Here is a 19,238-nt window from a genome sequence, read left to right as displayed (position 1 = left end):
CCTCAATGCGTGGCCCAGTTGCCGCGCTTACGTCCGTACAATATTGAAAGGCGTGAAGGCTTGGCAACCGGCATGATTTCAATCCGGTTGTTATTCGCTTTCGCGAGGCGCGATGGGGTCTGGCGTATCGCTCCGGTGATGACCATCGGCTTTCAACGGATCGTCACCGTCACTCGATACTGGTCAGGTCTTGTCGAACCGTTTCGCGCGTTGCCAGAGTGCTTCTAGCTCGTCGAGCTTGGCCTGTTCCGGGGAGCGCCCCGTCTCTTCCTCAAGCATCGACTCAACGGCACGAAATCGGGTTTCGAATTTCCGGTTGCAGCGCCGGAGCGCGCTCTCCGGGTCGATGTCGAGCTTGCGTGCGAGATTGACGCATACGAATAGCAGATCGCCTATCTCGTCCTCGATCCTCTCCGGATCACGCTCGTTCGCGTCGTCCTTGAGCTCGGCCCGGACTTCCGCGATCTCTTCTTCCAGCTTGTCGAAGACCTGATCCACCACCGGCCAGTCGAACCCGACGCGGCCAGCGCGTTTCTGCAGTTTCACGGCGCGCATCAAGGCAGGGAAGGCCGATGATACACCGTCGAGGGCGCTCTCCCTGACGTTGCTTTCCGCCGCCTTGCGCGCCCGCTCCTGGGCTTTTTGAGCCTCCCAGTTCAGGGTCTGTGTTTCGGCATCGGTAACATTGTCCGAGCCGAAAACATGCGGGTGCCGTCGGATCATCTTTTCCGTAATGGCGTGGGCCACGCTGTCGAAGTCGAAATGCCCGGCCTCTTGGCCAATCTGGGTGTGATACATGACCTGAAGCAGAAGATCGCCGAGCTCTTCCTCCAGATGAGGCATGTCTCCCTCGGTGATTGCGTCGGCCACTTCGTAGGCTTCCTCGATCGTATAGGGTGCTATCGTCTCGAAACTCTGTTCGATATCCCAGGGACACCCGCCATCCGGATCGCGCAGGCTTGCCATGACCTGCCGGAGCCGCTCAATCGGTGGCAGGTTGGGTGACGGAATCTGTTTCATCGCTGATTTCTTGATCTGTGCTGTCATGATGGCGACACAGTACAGGGCGGTTTTGCGAGGACAAAGTTGGAATCGGCTTTCGGATGGTGCTCCGGAGGGCTGGCGATCATGTCCGGGAGGAATGCGCGATGGCATGAAGCATGAGCGGCCTTATCCTGGACGATTCTTCGAAACAATTCTGGGAGACGAAACGCTCTATGTGCCGGATGAATACAGCTTATTGCCTGAGTCTCAGGCCCGCTCTGATGAGACTCGTTCTCGCAGGCCTGTTTATGTTCTGGCCGGCCGTCCTGACGGTCCAGGCGCAGAACGACCCTGAATTCGGGTTCTTGCCGCGTCAGATCCAGGGGAGTTGGGAGATCGAGGACGTCGATTTTTCCGGCATCAGCGCTGTCGGCCCCGAGGAGGCGGAACACTTCGTCGGCCGCCGTATTGAGATCGGCAATTCGCATCTCGATATCTTCGGCTATCGGTGCCGGATAGACCGCTATGAGGCGGAGTTGATAGACAACAGAACAGGCCATTTCGGTGAGCGCTGGCTGTTTTCCAATGACCTAAAGGTCACTGGCCTTAGCAAGGCACCGGACTTCTATTCTGATCGGCTGCAGGTGGAGCTGAGTTGTGCCGAGGACAATCGGCCTGTCATTGCCGACGAAGACGGGGTCTTCTTCTGCATCGCCGGCGACCGGCTGGACGGCAAGGGCTTTGATTATTTCGGCGGCGATATTCTGGTAACGAGTTGCGATGGGCCGCATTACATCCTGCGGCGTATCGCCAATTGAGGCAACGAGCCGGAACCGTTTCCGGATTGCAGGACTCCATCTCGACAAATGCTGGTGGCCCCGGAGGGACTCGAACCCTCACGTCCTAAGACTCGCGATTTTAAGTCGCGTGCGTCTACCAGTTCCGCCACGGGGCCAGCGGGCATCAGGTCGCGGGCACTGACTTACAGGAAGTGTTCCGCCGCGCCAAGGCGTTCCAGGCGCGGCGGTGAGGTGAAGGCGATTACTCCGCCGCCTTGGAGGCGCGCTCGGCGTAGACCGGAAGCCGCCATTCAGGATGGCTTTCAGTCTTGCCTTCGCAGACATTGAAATAGGTCTGCTGCAGCCCCTTGGTGATCGGGCCGATGGCGCCGTTGCCCACGGGCAGGCGGTCGATCGAAAGAATCGGGGTCACTTCCCAAGCGGTCCCGCAGAAGAAGGCCTCTTCAGCGGCCGCAAGTTCGCTGCGGTCGACGTCCCGCTCGACGGTCTCGTAGCCGGCCTCGCGGGCGAGTTGCAGGGCGGTCTCGCGGGTAATGCTTTCCAGGACGTCGCTGGAGGTATGCGGGGTGATGACCTGGTTACCCCGGACCATGAAGAAGCACATGCCGGGGCCTTCGGAGACCTTGCCGCGGCTGTTCAGGAAGAGCGCGGTATCGTAGCCGTCGACCGTCGCCTGCACGGTTGCAAGCCGGCCGTTATTGTAGTTAGCGTTGCACTTCACCCGCATCGGCATGGCGTTGTCGGGCACCCTCATCCAGGAGCTGACCTGTACGTTTACGCCGTTCAGCACGTTGGCCGAACGGGGCCGCTCCAGCGCGGTGATAGCGAGGCCAACGGGCCCGCAGGCCCCCGGGCCGCCCATGCCGGCGACATAGCAGGAGGTCATGATGTGCAGGTTGGTGCCCTTGAAGTCGTTAGCCCTGATCAGCTCCAGCGTTTTCTCGGCAACCAGATCAGCCGGGATGGCGTCTTCGAACCGCATGAAGCGCTGGGAGAAGTCCAGCCGGTCCATATGTTCGGCCATGCGGAACAGATAGAAATCCTCGTCCTCCGCATTCCAATAGGCGCGCAGTCCCTCGAAGACCGTGGTGCCGAATTTGAAAGCTGCCGATGCGACATGGACCGTCGCGTTTTCCCAGGCCACGATTTCACCGTCGATGACAGCATATTTCGGCGTCGACATAGCCGGTTCCTTCCATCTTGAACTTGAGGCGGGAAGCGGGTCTGCCAAGAGGCGCCGCACGCCTATTGGTAGTCAGCCCCCGTGAATTGTTCTGGTGACAATCCGGCGTTTGTTGTTGTAATCGGCCGGTGCCATATTTCGAGCCTAGAGCGTTGTTCGGGCTGTCACAAGCGCCCACCGCTCCTCCGATAAAAGGGAATAGGCGAATGTCGGGTACCAGCGAAAGCCAGGATTACAATATGCGGCTTGCCTATATCGCGCTGCTCTGCGGCGGGATCATCGGCGCGCTTTCCTTCGGCATCCGTTCCGGATTCGGTGTGTTCCTGCCGCCGATTACGGCGGAGCTTGGCGTTGGCCGCGAGGTCTTTGCCTTTTCGCTGGCGTTGCAAAACCTGATCTGGGGGGCGACCCAGCCTTTCGCGGGTGCCATTGCGGATCGCTATGGCCCGTTCCGGGCGATCTGCGGCGGTGCTATCGTCTATGCGGCCGGCACGGTGCTGATTGCCTTTTCCGCGACGCCGTCGATGCTGCATCTGAGCGCCGGCATGCTGGTCGGCGCTGGTCTCGCCGGTACCTCCTTCGGTATTATTCTGGGAGCGGTCGGTCAGCTCTTCCCGCCGGAGCGGCGGTCCTGGGCGCTCGGGGTCACCGGCGCATCCGGTTCGCTCGGGCAGTTTTTGCTGGTGCCGGTCGCGGGCAGTCTTGTTGCCAGCTTCGGCTGGCAGGACGCGGCGTTGTTCATGGGGCTTGGCTCGTTGGTGATGGTGCCGCTTGCCATTGCTTTCTGGCCGCTGAAGGGCACCAAGGCGAACCCGCTTCCGTCCGGTCAGAGCCTTGGTCAGGCGCTGCGTGAGGCGTTCGGCTATAAAAGTTTCTGGCTGCTGACGAGCGGGTTCTTTGTCTGCGGTTTTCAGGTCGCTTTTATTGCCGTGCACCTGCCAGCCTATGTGACTGATCTCGGACTGCCCGTCACGGTCGGTGCCAGTGCGCTGGCGCTGGTCGGGTTGTTCAATGTGATCGGGTCCTACAGCGCCGGTGTTCTGGGCGGCAAGTTCTCGAAGAAGTACCTCTTGAACCTGCTCTACCTTGGCCGGGCCGTGGTGATCGTGTTCCTGTTGCTGGTGCCGCCAAGCGAGCTGGTTATTTACGTCTTCGCCTCAGCAATGGGACTGCTTTGGCTGAGCACCGTGCCGCTGACCTCCGGACTGGTCGGCCAGATCTTCGGCATGCGCTATATGAGCATGCTGTTCGGCATCGTCTTCTTCAGCCACCAGATCGGCTCGTTCCTTGGGGTCTGGCTGGGCGGCATCGTATTCGACAAGACCGGATCCTACGATCTGATCTGGTATGTGTCGATTGGCCTCGCACTCTTTGCCGGTTTCATCCACTGGCCTATCCGCGAAGAAGCCATTGAGCGGGCGCCGGCTCCGGCGGAGTAGAGACGATACCGCTTTAGTAATCGCGCAACAGCTGTTCACCTTCGAGGCGGAGCCGGTTCGCGATTTCCGGGCCGAGCAACAGTTCGGTGAGCCGGACCTGGGTGAACAGCTGGCGCTCGGCTTCTTCCGGGGAGAGAATTTCGTAATCTCGCTTTTTGAGGTCTGCGAGCAGTTTCTTTGACTGTTCGGCGACGCTTTCCTCAAGTTCGGCCAGACGCCGGTTCACGTCTCGTTCAAGGTCCAGTTCGTTCGCAAACCTGCTGGCGATCCGAAGCGAGATGATTCGGTCTTCCACGCCCTTCTGGGCGACGATCTGATCTCTTGCGCTGGAGCTGCCGCCGAGACTGTTCATGTTGGCGGAGGTAAGGTTGTCCTGCGCTTCCAGCATTTCGCGACGAACAAGATCGGCCATCTCTGTCTTTGTTCGTGCCACCTGCCGACTTTGCATGCGGGACCCGGTGTTACCGATAGCACTGGCGGCACCAACAACCTCTTTCACGTAGGATTCGGCCTGCAGAGCCATGCTCTTGCAGCTTGTCGACGACTGGATCTTTTCCCCGAGTGTCCGGATTTTCTCTTCTGTCTGGCTGACGATCGCCTCGTTCGCGACATTGGTCACTGCGGACACATCGGCCAGGGTGCCTGCTTCTTCAACGCGCTGCATGATCTCCACGATCATCGCCGGGTTTCTGAGGCGGGCGAGAATGACGAACACAACGAATTCCGCGTTGGCCGGCCTTTTCTGATGGACGGTGTTCAATGCGACGCAGATATCCTCGAGGTTGGCGTTGGTGACATGGCTCATGCCGGTTGATGGCAGGGCCTTGCGCAACTCCATGACCGGGACTGCGACTTCCAGCACGCCCACGATCTCCTTGAGGGCGGAATAGAGGAACGGATCGCCGAGACTTTCGATCAGTGCCTGTTTGGCTGCCTTGTCCTTTTCCGCCTCATCGACCACCCGGCGCAGCTGCCCCGATGCATAACGCCAGAACCCGGTGCCGAGAGTCATCAAGGCTTCGTCGTTATCCGGCTCTATCGCGTCGAGATCCTGCTGGTAACGCTCGATGCGGGATGGCTCGGAATGTTTCTGCAGAAGTTTGTAGCAGGGGACAATGGCCGTGCGTGGAATTCGGCCAACCGGTTTGCGCGGCTCGCCCGTTGTGTAGAGCAGATCGGCAAAAGGTTCGGTGAAGAAACGAACCAGCGTCGCCTGCCGCTGCGGCTTCAGAATGGCAAGCCTGGGACGCAACTGGTCCAGGATTTTCCCAACGCCCGGCGCCTTGCTGGGATCCAGGGCACGGCGCTCCAGCTTTGCAACCAGTTCGGTCAAATCCTCTTCAGGAATCTTGAAGAGCTGGCTCTCGAGATTGCCTAGGGGGATATCGTTCGAATTAGTACTCATGCGTGGTTAACCAAGGCTCCGGGCCAGGACCTGCTCCTGACGCAGCATATTTTCGAGACCGATATCGTTTTGGCTCCTCTGTTCGTTCCGCGCGGCGAGCAGGCTCAGCCGTTTGGCAAACTCCATCCATTGCGGGCGGCGATCCGGCGCTACCTCATCACGAGGTACAAGCGGTAATCCGGAAAGGATTGTAGCGACGGTTTGAAGGCGTTGATCGTGATCTCCACGCAACGCATTTTCCCACATTGCGAAGATGACGGCCCATCCGTCTTCCAGCCAGGGAATACGCACGCTCAATGACTCCAGAACGCCTTTGGCGTTTTGCCAATTCTTGAGAGCGGACCGCGGATCGTGTGCATAGACATCCGCTTCCTGGAACGCGTTCTTCCAGTTGTGGAGAGTTTCGGTGAGGACGTCGGAAATGAGTGTGGCCGGGTGATCATCGCCAATCTCTCCGGTGCGCATCCAATCTGCAAAAGATGAAAGGAAGTGCGACGCTTCGTCCAAGGTTCGTCGATACCGGCCGCGCGGTCGGTGATCCAGGACACCGAGCGCTTCGAGTAGATCGCCCCATTCAGTCAGAACGCGGGAGAGTGTCTCAGGGGCGATGTTTTCCTTGCGGGCAATCCGGCCGAGCAGGTTTTGAACTTTCTGTTGGCCAGCGGAGGTGGCAAGTTCAGCAAGGCCGATTTCCAATTCTGCCTCAAGAAAGGTTTTCACCAGATGCTGCGTTAGGGCGAGGCTGATCCGGATCTGATCTTCCGTGATTTTGCTGCTCGATTGAATAGCCGCTTCGGCGGCGTCTTCTCCAGCCAGCCCAGTCGCTGTGGCGTGCAGCACTGCTTCCCGCACCGTATCCGGCGTGACGGTTTCAATTGCCTGGATATATTCGTGCAGGACCCTGTCAAAAACCGTCAGCTTGAAGGTTTGAGGGACGGCGCTCCAACCGATAACATAAACGCCGCGTCCGCCCGACAGTCCCGAAATCACAAGCTCAAGCCGTCCGCGCTCGTCGTTGCGTACCCGTGCCATCGCGACGCTGGGGGTCGTGAAGGGCACGGCAACGCCGCGCTCTGCGAAACTGGTGGGCCAGAAATGGGTCGCTGTTGTCGAGCCGTTAGTCATGCCTGCTTTTGGCTCCGTACTCAGCCCCACTGATCGCACCCAAGATTGTGCGCTTGATACTTGTGGCGGATAAAGGGACTATTTTCAATGGAATTTCTTTGTTTTGTTAATAAAACCAAGACTCTATAAGTCGTTAGCCCCTTGTGACTTGCTACTCACCGTAGAATCAATATTTGTCAGCATATCGTTCAGTTGCTCAAACCTGAGGGCACCGCGAGTGCCTCCAGATAGGCACCGTTCGAAGATGTTCCGCGTGTGCATCAACGCTGTGCAGCAATAGCCGAGTAGCCAGTATCGATAGTGCGATGTAATCAGAAAGTTTCGAAAGGGGACAGGGTCTCCATTATTGATAAACTTTTCGTAACATGCGTCGAAATCTTTAAATATCTGGTTAATATTGGCGAGTAGGTTGAGCGTTTTTTTCAATACCTGTTGTTTGAACATATTTTGTTGTGGAAGGAAGGCGCGATGCTCGCGATGGTCGATGGGCGTGGAGTTTTCCGATTTTAGCCACCGGATAACGTCGGCAATCAGGGGTTTGTTGATTTCAAACTGATACTGGTAAAATGAAACGCCTTTCCAGGCGCTGAACACATTCGCGACCTCTTTGCTGTCGATCTTGAAAGCCTCGATGAAAAGGGCAGCTTCCGGAATGGTCGGATCCCAGATGGCATCAATGAAGCGCTGAGTTTTCATCGTTTCGTTTACATCGGCGCCGAGCGCTTTATTGACGATCGGCCGGACCTTGTTCCGGATCACCGATTTGATTTTGTCTTCTTCACCATCTTTCATCACCAGATAGGCGGGATTGCAGACTGCCTTGTGGCGCTCAAATGCTGTTTTCAGCAGGAATGGGTCCAGGGACGGAAGGTCATCGATCATTTGCAGAAATGAGAGATCCCTCTGCATCGCTTCGGTCATGCCATCCTCGGCAATGCCGACATAGCGCTGCAGAAGCTTTGCCGCGTCTTTTTGCCGAAGGTAGACCGCATAACCGCCTTCCTGGGGCAGTTCTTCGTCATTCGGTATGTAGAGGGCGGTTTCGACAGGCCGGTCATCAGACAGCGAGGCGTTTTTGTTCGCAAAACTGGTCGACGCGGCATCGGACACCTCAACCTTGAAGTTCGGGTACTTGAAAATAATGATCCGGTTGAGGCTCGGGATTTTGAAAAACGGATCACCAATTTCCCGCTTCCGGGTCAATTCATGGATATTCCAGGTGACGCTGGGCGGGCCATAGATGATCTGATCCAAAATCGGTGAAAGCTTGCGCTTTTTCTGCGGTTTATCGGTTTTCTGATCCTGCATTAGCGTCGCGTGCTCCTGAGAGAACCGAGAATTTTCGGCGACTTCGTCCACTCTCTTTGATTGTGCCGGAACGTGCATTCTTAATCCAGCGCCGGACGCTGTCAGATGAGCTGACGCTTCACCAATCGATGCCTAGGTGACCGGGCCGCCCAGAATGCGGAAACGCTTGATATAAGATTGTTTTGCGGCTGTCGGCGAGATCGGTTCAATCACGACATCAAGCCCGGTTTTCGGTTTTCCGAAAATCTTGTTTGCTTCCGGCAGAGAAAACCCTGCGAGCTGTGTAGCTTCGAGATATGCCGCGATTTTATCGGCGCGTTTGATTTTCTTGACGATGTCGGCGGGAAGGGCGGCCGGCAGTCCGAAGCGGAGATGCACCGCTTCTTCAAGTCGTCGCTCGACGCTTTTATAATCCGATCCAATGATTGTCTTGAACGGTGTGATCATGTCGCCGATCACATACTCCGCCGCATCGTGCAGCAGCGCCGCGAGACGCCATTTCAATGCGAGATCCGGGTAGAGCCGGTGCACAAGGATTTCTACCAGGACGGAATGTTCGGCAACGGAATAGGGCCAGCGGCCTTCTGTTTGTCCGTTCCAGCGCGCGACCCGGGAAAGACCGTGGGCGATGTCCTCGATTTCAACATCAAGAGGGGACGGGTCGAGAAGATCGAGCCTGCGTCCGCTGAGCATGCGCTGCCATGCCCGTGCGGGCGGTGTTGATTTAGTGGATTTCACGAAGACCGTCCCTTTCCCGCTGACCGGTCCTGAGACCGACGGCGTCTCAGATAGACGAGAAGACCCAGTCCGATCAAGGGCGGGCCGGCACTGGCAAGCACCCGGTTGGCGGTCATGATGCTGCGGGACTGAAAATGCTCTAGCTCCATGATCAGAAGGCAGCGGTCCTGCGCGTCCTGCTCTCGATAATTGGCTTTGCATGTTTGCGCACGGAGTAAATACGTGCGGTCAATCGGTGCCAGATCCCGATCCCATCGGTTCACGAAGAAAATGGTGAGCGGTACAATCCAGATCAGGGATGCCAGCGCCCAGATGAAAGAAAATCGGCTGAATATTGCGGATGCATGTGGCATTTTATAAATTCAGATTAATTAAAATGCATAAGAATCAACATTTTGAATGAATGTGTTCAGCTTTTGCATTTTGTTCTGGTATTGTTGCGTTCTAAAGAAAGTAGCACAATAAAAATGGAGATTTTACTGTGCATTTGAAGCCCTTTACTAAAATCGCTTGTGCTGCTGTCGTGATGGTCACGTGTGCTTCCGTTTTCTCGGATGTAGCGCGTGCCTACGATCCAAGGGCCATGACGGGACCGGGGTTTCTCGCCTTGGCATCGGGCCGCATGATTTCCGGTTGGTTGAGCAACGGTAACCGTGCCTTTTACCTCAGGGTGGAGAAGGGCAAGGTCTACTCGTTGAAGGTGCCCGCCCAGAACGGCTTCCCTGAAGTGCACGAGACCGGGACGGTCCGGCCGACCAAGGAGCACTATTGTCTGTCTCCCTATGGCGGTGCCAAAGAGCGGTGCCTGCGGGTCCGTTTGCTGGAAGACAATGAGTTCGAAAGCACGGACGATTCCGGGAAGCGGATTGCCCGCTGGTGGTTGGCACAACAGTAAATCCGTTTCGGACGAGAGGGCGCGCTTGACCTCTCGTCCCGTCGGTTCCAGTTTGCAGATACTCATCAGTCTTTCCGCCTGGAACTTAAAATGACCGCCGAAACGCACGCCGCGCCGCCGGAAGGCGGCTCACTCGCCGACTTCAAGGTGATTGGCCTGATCGGTGTTGCGCATTTTTTCAGTCATCTCTTCATTCTTCTTCTGCCGCCGCTGTTTCTGACGCTTCGCGAGGAGTTCAGCGTCAGCTTTCTTGAGCTCGGGCTGATCATGACCGTGTTCAGTGGCGCCACGGCGAGCACGCAGCTTCCGTTCGGCTATCTGGTGGATAAGTTCGGAGCGCGCTGGATTCTGATCGGCGGCCTCGCGGCTGAATCTTTTGCCTTTATGATGATCGGGTTCGGGGACGGTTTCTGGGGCTTACTTGCCATGATGGCGATCGCTGGCGTTGCCAACGGTGTCTATCACCCGGCTGATTACGCGATCCTGTCGGCCTCGGTTTCAGGGCCGCGCATGGGGCGCGCCTTCAGCCTGCATACCTTTGCCGGTTTCGCCGGTTTCGCTGTCGCGCCGCCGCTGATCATCTTTTTGAGCGATATCGCCGGCTGGCGTATGGCCCTTGTCGGAGTTGGCCTTGCCGGTCTTGCAACCGCCGCTGTTCTGTTGGTGTTCGCTGGCAGTTTGCACAATAAGCAGAAACCAGCGGAAGAGCAGGCTAAACCGGCCGATTCCTCCAGCCGGGCGCTGCTGTTCTCGTTCCCGATCCTGATGTGTCTCGGTTTTTACATCATGACGGCGCTTGGCTCTGGCGGGCTCAACAACTTCCTGGTTTCCGCTCTCAACCTGTTACACGGCACGGCCCTTCCGATAGCGACAGGGGCGCTGACAGGCTATCTCGTCGGCACCACTGTCGGGATCCTCTTCGGCGGGTATCTGGCGGACAAGACCTCCAATCACAATGTGATCGCGGCCTTTTGCTTCCTGGCGACGGCGGTGATGATTTCCATTGTCGCGCTTGTCGACATGCCCGAGCCGCTGCTGCTGGCATCGCTGACCCTGCAGGGCATTATGCACGGCATGATCATGCCATCGCGCGACATGATCGTGCGCTCGGTCACGCCCGACGGGCAGTACGGCAAGGTTTTCGGCTTCGTCACCACCGGCTTCAGCATCGGCGGGATCATTGCGCCGATGATCTTCGGTTTCATTCTCGACAATGATCAGCCGGCACTGGTGTTCTATGCCATCGCCGGGTTCATGTTCCTGTCGATGTTCACCGTGTTCACGTCAACTCGCTGGCGGGGGCTTCGCTCGGCGTAACCTGCCTGATCCGGGTTTCCCTCAGCCAGATATAGAGGCCCGCGCCGATAATCAGCGCGGCGCCGATGCTGGTCCAGATGTCGGGCAGGCTGTTGAACACGACCCAGCCCAGCAGCGTGGCCCAGAGCATCTGAATATACTGGAATGGCGCCAGCAGGGACGCGGCAGCGCAGCGGTAGCCATGCACCAGACATAACTCGGCCAGAAGGGCGAGCAGGCCGATCAGGGCCAGGATTCCCCAGCTTGATCCCAAGGCGACCGGCCACGCGCCGGCGAAGGGCAATAACGCGGCCGACCCGATCACGCCGGTAACGGCCGTCAGAAACAGCGTGGCGAGGGCCGGGGTCTCTTTCCCGGCGTGCCGCGTCATCAGCGAGAACGCCGAAAAGCCGAATGCCGTGCCGAGCACCATGAGATGCGCCGTGGTCAGTTCTTGCAGGCCGGGCCTCAAAATGATCAGCACACCCAGAAAGCCGACTGCAACCGCGCTCCAGCGCCGGATGCCGACGCTTTCTTTCAGGATCAGTGCGGAGAGCCCGACAGTCAGCACTGGTGCCATGAAGCTGATAGCTGCGGCTTCCGCGAGTGGCAGGCTGGCGATGGCGCCGAAGAACAGAATGGTCGAGATAAACAGGAAACATCCGCGGATGGTGAGGAATCCCAGCCGCCGACCTCCAAGGAAGGTCCGGATGCCGAAAAACGGGATAAGAACCACCAGCAATGCAAGGTGCGCGGCATAGCGGACGAACGTGATGTGCTCGATCGGGAATGTCTCGGCGCTCTGCTTTACCAGCGCATCCATGCAGGAAAACACGGTGAACCCGGCGACTATCAGGCAGATGCCGAGAGCAGGGCGGTGATGCTGAGCACCTGACATGGTCTTTTCCGTCTTCCGTGTGCGTGTCGTTTAATGTTGTGCGGGCGGCGTGGGTTTGATTTGCCGTTCTCGGATCCAGACATAAAGCCCGGCGGTCACGATCAGGGCGGCGCCCGCGAAGGTCCAGACCTCAGGCACGTCGTCGAAAATGAAGTACCCGTATATCGTCGCCCAGATGATGACGATGTAATGGAACGGTGCCAGCAAGGAGGCGCTGGCGTACCGGAAGCCGAAGATCAGGATCTGGTGAGAAACGCCGCCTATAGCGCCGATCACGATCAGAAAACCCCACTCGCGGAGACTCGGTGTCTCCCAACAAAAGAAAATCAGTATGCCTGTTCCGATAAAACCGACCAGTGCCGCATGGAACTGCATGGCGACCGGGTCTTCGGTACGGTTGAGCGACCGTGTCATCAGGCCGAAAATGCTGAACATCGTGGCCATGCCAAGGACCAGGAAATAAGCCCAGTGGATTTCGTTAAACCCGGGCCTCAGCACGATCAGAACGCCGACAAAACCAATCCCTACGGCGGCCCAGCGCCGGATGCCGACTTTCTCGCGCAGGACAAAGGCGGAAAGGGCGACGGTGATCAGCGGGGATACGAAAGCGATGGAATTGGCGTCCGTCAGCGGTATCAGCGATATCGCGGTGAAAAAGCAGATGGTGCAGCCGAGCAGGAGAAGTCCCCGAATACTGACCATGATCGGGTTCTTGACATGGAATGTGCGTCGAACACCCAGCAGCGGGAGAACAAGAACCATTCCGACAAAATGGAAGAAATACCGCCCCCAGATGACCATTTCGATCCGGATGGTCTCGGATGTGTATTTCGCCAGCGCCTCCATCGTCGCAAACATGGATACCGCGACGAGGATCAGCCCGATGGCGCGGGCAGGGTTGCTGAGCCCGTCACTCTCGACGGCTGCGGGACTGTTTTCAGTGTTCATTGAGAGGACCCGCATGGAGAGACGCCGACCGCGCGCACGATGCTTATCCCGTCACGGGAGTCCGTGCAATCCATTCCAGGTTTGAGTCCGGTGCGGCGTGTTCGACAGGTTTAGCGTGCGATCCTGACGGCCTGGCAGAACTGGCGCTTGGCTTTCATGGCACTGCAGGCTTTGAGTGCGTCGGCCCGGGTCTTGAAGGCGGCACCGACCAGCCGGACGAATGTGCCGCGTCCGTCGCCGGCATCAAACTCGACGGTCTTGAAGCTGAGATCCTTCAACTCATTCGGATAGCGCTTCTCAAGCGCGGACCAGCCGCGCCGGGCGCCTTGCATGGTCCTGTAGGATTCCAGATGGATACCGTATTTGCCGTCTGGGCTTGCTGTTGTCATGGATGTTTTCTGGTCGTCTTGATCGTCCGTTTTAGAGGCGGATTTCATTTCCTCCTCTGCCTTCGGAGCCATCATCTTGCCTTCGGACATGCTTTCCAGCTTGCCGACCACGGCTTCAAGCCGGGAGATCAGCGTCAGCATCCGGCTGTCTTCCATCTCCTCGCGCATTTCGCCGGCCTTCTTGGGCGGCGCCATCATGGGGTCCGGCTTTGCCATGCTCGCATGAGTGCTCGTCGCAGGGGCGACCATATCGGTCAGGTTCGCCGGCTGATCGACGGTGACAGGCATCTCTTCCGTCCGGTTGTCGGCCAGGGAAACGGACATCAGCTCCTTGCGAGAGCGGGAGTTCGCAAAGGTCCGTTCGCGCAAAACGTAATTCTGAGCCACCGGGGCGTAATAGAGGCTGGTGTCGACGTTTTTGCGTTTGCAGTCAATCCGGTAGGTTGTGAAGGTCCCGGCAGGCACCGTGACATCTTCCTGACCGGCTACGACGCACCGCACCTCGTCTTCCCAACCAGTCGGCACTTTCTCACTGCTGCCACGGATACCGTAGGCGACGATATTGCCTTCCTGTAGCGGGAAGAGGGTGCCCGGATTACCGATAATGCTCTGACGTCCGCGCCCGAGTTCGGGATGGGACGACCAGGACAGTTGCGGTGTGACCAGCTCGTTCGTCGTGGTCCAGATCAGACCGGAATCGTTGGTCCAGGTCACTCGGTCCGGCGTGACGCCGACCACCTGCTCCTGCACCACGTTTCCGTCGTCATTGAACACATAGGTGTCGCCGGGCTGGTACAGCGGTTGCGGAGCTGGCGGCAACTGAGCGAGCGGAGCCTTGGCGGGAAGAGTGTCACTGTCGCTGAATAAATCCAGATCCGGCATTTCGAATGAGCAGGCGGAAAGTGCGCCGACCAGAATTACAGGAACAAAGCGTCGGATCAGGTGCCGCATCGCAATAAAATCGCCGCCGAAAAGGGGTAGTCAACCCTGGTTCAATAACTAGAAAAATATCCAATATCTTGGCGTTAGTGTCAACTTAACCCCAATATGATGTTGCAGTTTTAGGATTGAGACGGACCCAAGGCCGGGGCGTTGACAGACCGTATCTTCATCCGCAATCTGAGCATCCCTCCCGGCAGGCTCCCCGTATCTCCTCAGGGTTCGAGCTGGCCAGTACCAAAAGGAATAGCGATATGGCAACGGCGAAAGCTGATCTGGTATTGCGTGGCGGCAAGGTGTTTCTCGGTTTGGGTGCCGGATTCACCGAATCGGTCGCGATCTGGGGTGGACGTGTGATTGCGCATGGCAGCAATAGCGAGCTGGAGGGGCTGGTCGGGGCCGACACACGGGTGATCGAATTGAACGGTCGTCTGGCGGCTCCCGGACTGAACGACGCGCACCAGCATCTGATGGCGGTCGGGCTTGGCCTCTCGGAGGTCGATTGCAAAACTGACACGAAGCTCCAGGCGTTGCTGGCCAAGATCAAGGCGCGCGCCGACAAGGCCAAGCCGGGTGAGTGGATCTTTGGTCGTGGGTACGACCATTTCGAGCTCGATGCCAAGCGTCACCCGTATCGTGAAGAGCTGGACATCGTTGCACCGAACAACCCGGTCTACGTCAAGCGCACCTGCGGCCATATGGGCGTCGCCAACAGCGCGGCGCTGAAGCTCGCGGGGATTGACGAGAGCACAGCGCAGCCAGATGGCGGCCATATCGAGAGCCAGAACGGCAAGCTCACAGGACTGCTGCAGGAACGGGCACAGGAAAAGATCACGGCCGTTCTCAGCGATTACAGTATCGATGCCCTAGCGGAGGGCGTCCGCATGGGCCAACAACACAATCTCTCGCTTGGTTTTACCAGCGTGACCGATCCAGGCGTTGGTCTGCGTCAGGGCTATGACGAATGGCTGGCCTATCAGCAGCTCAAGCGCGAAGGCGGGTTCGGCCTGCGCATGCACCTGATGATGCTGGCTGGTGCCAACGGCTGGCCGGACCGGGCCATCGATCTGGGCCTGATGACGGGCGACGGGGACGAGTGGCTGCGCGTCGGCCCGATGAAACTCTTCACCGACGGCAGCGCTGGCGGCAAGACGGCGGCGATGTTCGATCCTTATCTCGGCGAGCCGGAAAACCGCGGCATCATGATCTATGAGGATCAGCAGCTCTTCGACTATGTGAAGAACTATCACGACCGGGGCTATCAGGTTGCCGCCCACGCCATCGGCGACCGCGCTATCGAGCAGATCCTGACGGCCTATGAGTTGGCCATCGGTAACGATGTCGAGGCGCAGAGCAACCGCCGCCACCGTATCGAGCATTGCGGCTTCCTCAATGCCGACCAACTTGCCCGTATGCAGCGCATCGGCGTGCTGCCGGCGCCGCAATCGATCTTCATGTACGAGTTCGGCGATCTTTATATTGACGTGCTGGGTGAAGAGGCGTCGGCCAAGGCCTATCCGTTCCGCTCCTTCCTCGATGCGGGGCTTCATCCGTCGGCCAGCTCAGATGCGCCGGTTTCGAGCACCAACCCGTTCCAGAATCTTTATTCGATGATTACCCGCAAGACCAAACGCGACACCCTTCTGGGCGCCAGCGAAGCGCTGAGCCTGGAAGAGGCGCTGCATTGCTACAGCTATTGCGGGGCATTCGGGTCGTTTGAGGAAGGTATCAAGGGCACGCTGGCACAGGGTCAGCTCGGCGATGTGACCGTGTTCGATCGCGATCTGTTCGCCGTTGAGCCCGAGGAAATTCTGCACGCGTCGGCGGACCTTGCCATCGTCGGCGGCGAAATCATGTTTGATCGGCAGTCGGAAGCCGCCTGACACTAAAGAAGGGGCCGGGGAGGCCCGCGAAAGAAGGGGCCGGGAAGGCCCGCGAAGGAGAACAGGGATATGTCGAAAACCACCCTCATCAAGAACGCCTCCTGGGTGATCGGTTGGGAGAAGGACAAGAACGGCAGCGATGCCGGCCACCGCTTCTTCCGCAATGCCGACGTCGCCTTCAAGGACGGCATTCTCATCCATGTCGGTCCGGGTTATTCAGGCACTGCGGACGAGACCATCGACGGCAGCCGCATGATGGTGATGCCGGGCTTCATCAGCATTCACAATCACCCGACATCGGAGCCCGGCAACAAGGGCTTGAACGAGGAGTTGGGCAGCCCAAAACTGGGGCAGAGCGGGCTTTACGAGTATATGCCTGTGTTCCGGATCATGCCGGAAGCGGCTCCCTATACCAGCCGCTATGCCATTCATGAGATGCTGAAAAGCGGCGTGACCACTTATGCCGATCTGTCCGGCGCCCGGGAGAACTGGGTCGACGAGGTTGCCGAAACCGGCATTCGCGGCGTGCTCTGCCCGATGTACCGGTCTGCCGCCTGGTCTACCAAGAACGGCCACTCGGTCGTCTACGACTGGGACCCAGAGGCTGGCGAGCGCGGCATGGAGCGTGCCATCGAAATCGTCGAGGAAGCGGATCGCCATCCGTCTGGCCGGATGTCCGGCATGATGGGGCCGTCCCAGATCGATACCTGCACGCCGGAACTGATCCAGGCCTCCCACGCGGAGGCAAAGAAGCGCGGCATCAAGATGCAAATCCACGCGGCCCAGAGCGTGGTCGAGTTCAACGAGATGACCCATCGCCACGGTTTGACGCCGCTTGAGTGGCTGGACAGCATCGGTGTACTCGACGAGAACACCATCATCGGCCACTGCATCTTCCTGAACGATCATCCCTGGCTGCACTGGCCGCAGGCGGATGACTTCAATCTGCTGGTGAAGTCCGGCACGTCAGTCGCCCATTGCCCGACGGTGTTCTGGCGGCGCGGGATCGCCCTGAACAATGTCGGCCGCTATGTGAAGGCCGGTATCCCGCTCGGACTCGGAACTGACACCTTTCCGCACAATTTCATCCACGAGATGGAAGTCGCGATGATCGTCGGCCGCATCATGTCAGGGGACTATACCAACGCCTCGACGGAAGAGATCTTCGATGCCGGGACGATCGGCGCCGCGAAGACGCTCGGCCGAAGTGATATCGGCCGGCTCGACGTTGGCTGCAAGGCGGACTTGGTGCTGGTGGATCTCGATCACGCCTATATGCAGCCGGTCCGCGATCCGCTACGCAGCTTGCTTTATTCTGCCGGTGACCGTGCAGTAAAGCATGTCTATGTCGACGGCACCCAGGTCGTGCGCGACGGCGAGGTGATGACCATCGATGTTGCCGAGGCGGCGGCCAAGATGACCGAATATCAGCAGGTCACCATGTCGAGTGTGCGCCAGCGAGACTGGGCGCAGCGTCCGGTCGAGGAGCTGTCGCCATTGAGTTATCCGGAAGCGGCGAAGTAAGGAACGGGCCCATGAGCGAATTTGATCTGGTTATCCGCGGCGGCACCGTCGTCAACGCCTCGGACACGGTGAAGGCCGATGTCGGCATCCGTAACGGGCGCATCGTTGCCCTGGGTGAGACGCTGGGCGCCGGCACGAAGGAGCTGGATGCATCCGGTAAGCTGGTTATGCCGGGTGGTGTGGACAGCCATTGCCATATCGACCAGCCCTCCAGCACCGGTGGCCGCAATGCCGAAACCTTCGAGACCGCGACCCGGTCGGCGGCCTGTGGTGGCACCACCTCCGTGGTCTGCTTTGCCCCGCAACAAAAGGGTGTCGGTCTGGCCGAGGGGGTTGCCGCCTATCACGAGCGGGCCAAGTCCGCCTGCATCGATTACAGCTTCCACATCGTCATCAACGATCCGAATGATGAGGTTGTCGGCAAGGACCTGCCGAAGCTGATCGGGGAGGGGCACCGCTCGATCAAGCTGTTCATGACCTATGCCAGCAACCGGGTCGATGACGGCCAGATCCTCCGCATTCTGGAAGTGGCGCGGCGCAATCAGGCGCTGGTCTGCGTCCATGCGGAAAACCACGACGCCATCATGTTCATGACCGAGAAGCTGCTGGCGGCAGGACATAACGGCACCAAATACCACGCCTGGTGCAAGCCGGCGCTGGTCGAGCGCGAGGCGACTTACCGGATGATCGCTCTGGCCGAATTGATGGACCAGCCGATCCAGATCTTCCACGTCACCTGCGGCGAGGCGGCGGAGGAAATCCGCCGGGCCCAGCAGCGCGGCCTGAAGATCTTCGCCGAGACCTGCCCGCAATATTTCGTCCTGACCGAGGACGATCTCGACCGCGATGCGCGGGAAGGGGCGAAATATCTCTGCTCCCCGGCACCGCGCACAAAGGCGGAGCAGGAGGCGCTCTGGGACTATGTGAGGTCCGGCACAATCGGCAACGTCACCTCGGACCACGCGCCATACAATATCGGCGATCCGGACGGCAAGTTCTGGGCTGGCGACAACGCGCCTTTCAGCTCTATCGCCAACGGCGTGCCGGGGCTGGAAACGCGGATGCCGATCCTGTTCCACGAGGGTGTGGTGAAAGGCCGGATCGACCTGCAGGAATTCGTCGCCATCACCTCGACCAACGCCGCCAAACTGTTCGGCCTGCACCCGCAGAAAGGCACGGTCTCGATTGGTGCCGACGCGGATATCGTGGTCTGGGACGCGGAGAAGAAAACCACCATCAGCCAGGACATCCTGCACCACGCCACGGACTACACGCCGTACGAGGGCATGGAAGTCACCGGTTGGCCGGCGGCCACGGTCGCCCGCGGGTCCGTGGTCTGGAAAGACGGCGAGGATTTCTGCGAGCCGGGCTTCGGCAAGTTCCTCGCACGTGAACCCTACGACTACATCAAGCCGCGCGGCGTCTTCCCGACACCGTTCAATCCTGTGGCGGGGTAGGGCGCTTCACCTTCTGATGACCCAATA

16 protein-coding genes and 1 tRNA gene are annotated in these 19,238 nt (G+C 58.8%); 7 read left to right on the top strand and 10 right to left on the bottom strand.

What is annotated here, in order from left to right:
• Positions 1-183: 183 nt before the first annotated feature.
• A complete protein-coding gene (gene mazG, locus VOI22_RS06070) occupies positions 184-1,020 on the bottom strand; it encodes a nucleoside triphosphate pyrophosphohydrolase (RefSeq protein ID WP_323795661.1) in 837 nt (278 codons plus the stop codon).
• Positions 1,021-1,265: 245 nt separating this feature from the next.
• On the opposite strand from mazG, the gene VOI22_RS06065 reads away from it, so the two are divergent.
• Complete coding sequence (locus VOI22_RS06065) at positions 1,266-1,802, top strand: hypothetical protein (protein WP_323795660.1); 537 nt, start codon at positions 1,266-1,268, stop codon at positions 1,800-1,802.
• Positions 1,803-1,854: 52 nt separating this feature from the next.
• On the opposite strand, the gene VOI22_RS06060 is transcribed toward VOI22_RS06065, so the two are convergent.
• Both VOI22_RS06060 and VOI22_RS06055 read right to left on the bottom strand, forming a co-directional pair.
• A tRNA-Leu gene (locus VOI22_RS06060) sits at positions 1,855-1,939 on the bottom strand.
• An 86-nt stretch (positions 1,940-2,025) separates the two neighbouring features.
• Positions 2,026-2,967 carry a branched-chain amino acid transaminase gene (locus tag VOI22_RS06055; protein ID WP_323795659.1) on the bottom strand — a complete coding sequence of 314 codons (942 nt, stop codon included), beginning with the start codon at positions 2,965-2,967 and terminating at the stop codon, positions 2,026-2,028.
• A 206-nt stretch (positions 2,968-3,173) separates the two neighbouring features.
• On the opposite strand from VOI22_RS06055, the gene VOI22_RS06050 reads away from it, so the two are divergent.
• Positions 3,174-4,406, top strand: coding sequence for an MFS transporter (locus tag VOI22_RS06050; protein ID WP_323795658.1), 1,233 nt, complete (start codon positions 3,174-3,176; stop codon positions 4,404-4,406).
• Between the two features lie 13 nt (positions 4,407-4,419).
• On the opposite strand, the gene VOI22_RS06045 is transcribed toward VOI22_RS06050, so the two are convergent.
• From VOI22_RS06045 to VOI22_RS06030, 4 genes are all read right to left on the bottom strand, one after another.
• Positions 4,420-5,811, bottom strand: a complete 1,392-nt coding sequence (locus tag VOI22_RS06045) for a hypothetical protein (protein WP_323795657.1) — start codon at positions 5,809-5,811, stop codon at positions 4,420-4,422.
• A 6-nt stretch (positions 5,812-5,817) separates the two neighbouring features.
• Entirely contained in the window at positions 5,818-6,936 is a 1,119-nt protein-coding gene (locus VOI22_RS06040; RefSeq protein ID WP_323795656.1) for a hypothetical protein, read from the bottom strand.
• Positions 6,937-7,059: 123 nt separating this feature from the next.
• A complete protein-coding gene (locus VOI22_RS06035) occupies positions 7,060-8,295 on the bottom strand; it encodes a hypothetical protein (RefSeq protein ID WP_323795655.1) in 1,236 nt (411 codons plus the stop codon).
• Positions 8,296-8,376: 81 nt separating this feature from the next.
• The gene (locus VOI22_RS06030) at positions 8,377-9,183 is read right to left on the bottom strand and encodes an HD family hydrolase (protein WP_323795654.1); all 807 of its coding nucleotides are present in this window, start codon (positions 9,181-9,183) and stop codon (positions 8,377-8,379) included.
• Positions 9,184-9,463: 280 nt separating this feature from the next.
• Between VOI22_RS06030 and VOI22_RS06025 the strand changes: the two genes are divergently transcribed.
• Both VOI22_RS06025 and VOI22_RS06020 read left to right on the top strand, forming a co-directional pair.
• Positions 9,464-9,877, top strand: coding sequence for a hypothetical protein (locus VOI22_RS06025; RefSeq protein WP_323795653.1), 414 nt, complete (start codon positions 9,464-9,466; stop codon positions 9,875-9,877).
• A gap of 90 nt (positions 9,878-9,967) precedes the next feature.
• Positions 9,968-11,194 (top strand): MFS transporter, encoded by a 1,227-nt coding sequence (locus VOI22_RS06020; protein WP_323795652.1) that lies wholly within the window; start codon positions 9,968-9,970, stop codon positions 11,192-11,194.
• Here VOI22_RS06020 and VOI22_RS06015 read toward each other — a convergent pair.
• The 3 genes from VOI22_RS06015 to VOI22_RS06005 form a co-directional block, all read right to left on the bottom strand.
• Positions 11,157-12,071, bottom strand: a complete 915-nt coding sequence (locus tag VOI22_RS06015; RefSeq protein ID WP_323795651.1) for a DMT family transporter — start codon at positions 12,069-12,071, stop codon at positions 11,157-11,159. The two genes, VOI22_RS06020 and VOI22_RS06015, sit on opposite strands and share 38 nt — an antisense overlap.
• Before the next feature lie 30 nt (positions 12,072-12,101).
• The gene (locus VOI22_RS06010; protein WP_323795650.1) at positions 12,102-13,019 is read right to left on the bottom strand and encodes a DMT family transporter; all 918 of its coding nucleotides are present in this window, start codon (positions 13,017-13,019) and stop codon (positions 12,102-12,104) included.
• Positions 13,020-13,129: 110 nt separating this feature from the next.
• Complete coding sequence (locus VOI22_RS06005) at positions 13,130-14,359, bottom strand: SPOR domain-containing protein (RefSeq protein ID WP_323795649.1); 1,230 nt, start codon at positions 14,357-14,359, stop codon at positions 13,130-13,132.
• 242 nt (positions 14,360-14,601) lie between these two features.
• Between VOI22_RS06005 and VOI22_RS06000 the strand changes: the two genes are divergently transcribed.
• From VOI22_RS06000 to hydA, 3 genes are all read left to right on the top strand, one after another.
• Positions 14,602-16,230, top strand: a complete 1,629-nt coding sequence (locus tag VOI22_RS06000; RefSeq protein ID WP_323795648.1) for an amidohydrolase — start codon at positions 14,602-14,604, stop codon at positions 16,228-16,230.
• 69 nt (positions 16,231-16,299) lie between these two features.
• On the top strand, positions 16,300-17,754 hold the full coding sequence (locus VOI22_RS05995) for an amidohydrolase family protein (RefSeq protein ID WP_323795647.1): 1,455 nt from the start codon (positions 16,300-16,302) through the stop codon (positions 17,752-17,754).
• A gap of 11 nt (positions 17,755-17,765) precedes the next feature.
• Positions 17,766-19,211 (top strand): dihydropyrimidinase, encoded by a 1,446-nt coding sequence (gene hydA, locus VOI22_RS05990; protein WP_323795646.1) that lies wholly within the window; start codon positions 17,766-17,768, stop codon positions 19,209-19,211.
• Positions 19,212-19,238 lie beyond the last annotated feature (27 nt).

This window comes from Nisaea sp. (assembly GCF_034670185.1).
GTDB lineage: Bacteria > Pseudomonadota > Alphaproteobacteria > Thalassobaculales > Thalassobaculaceae > Nisaea.
This window is presented reverse-complemented; position numbering and strand designations above follow the sequence as displayed.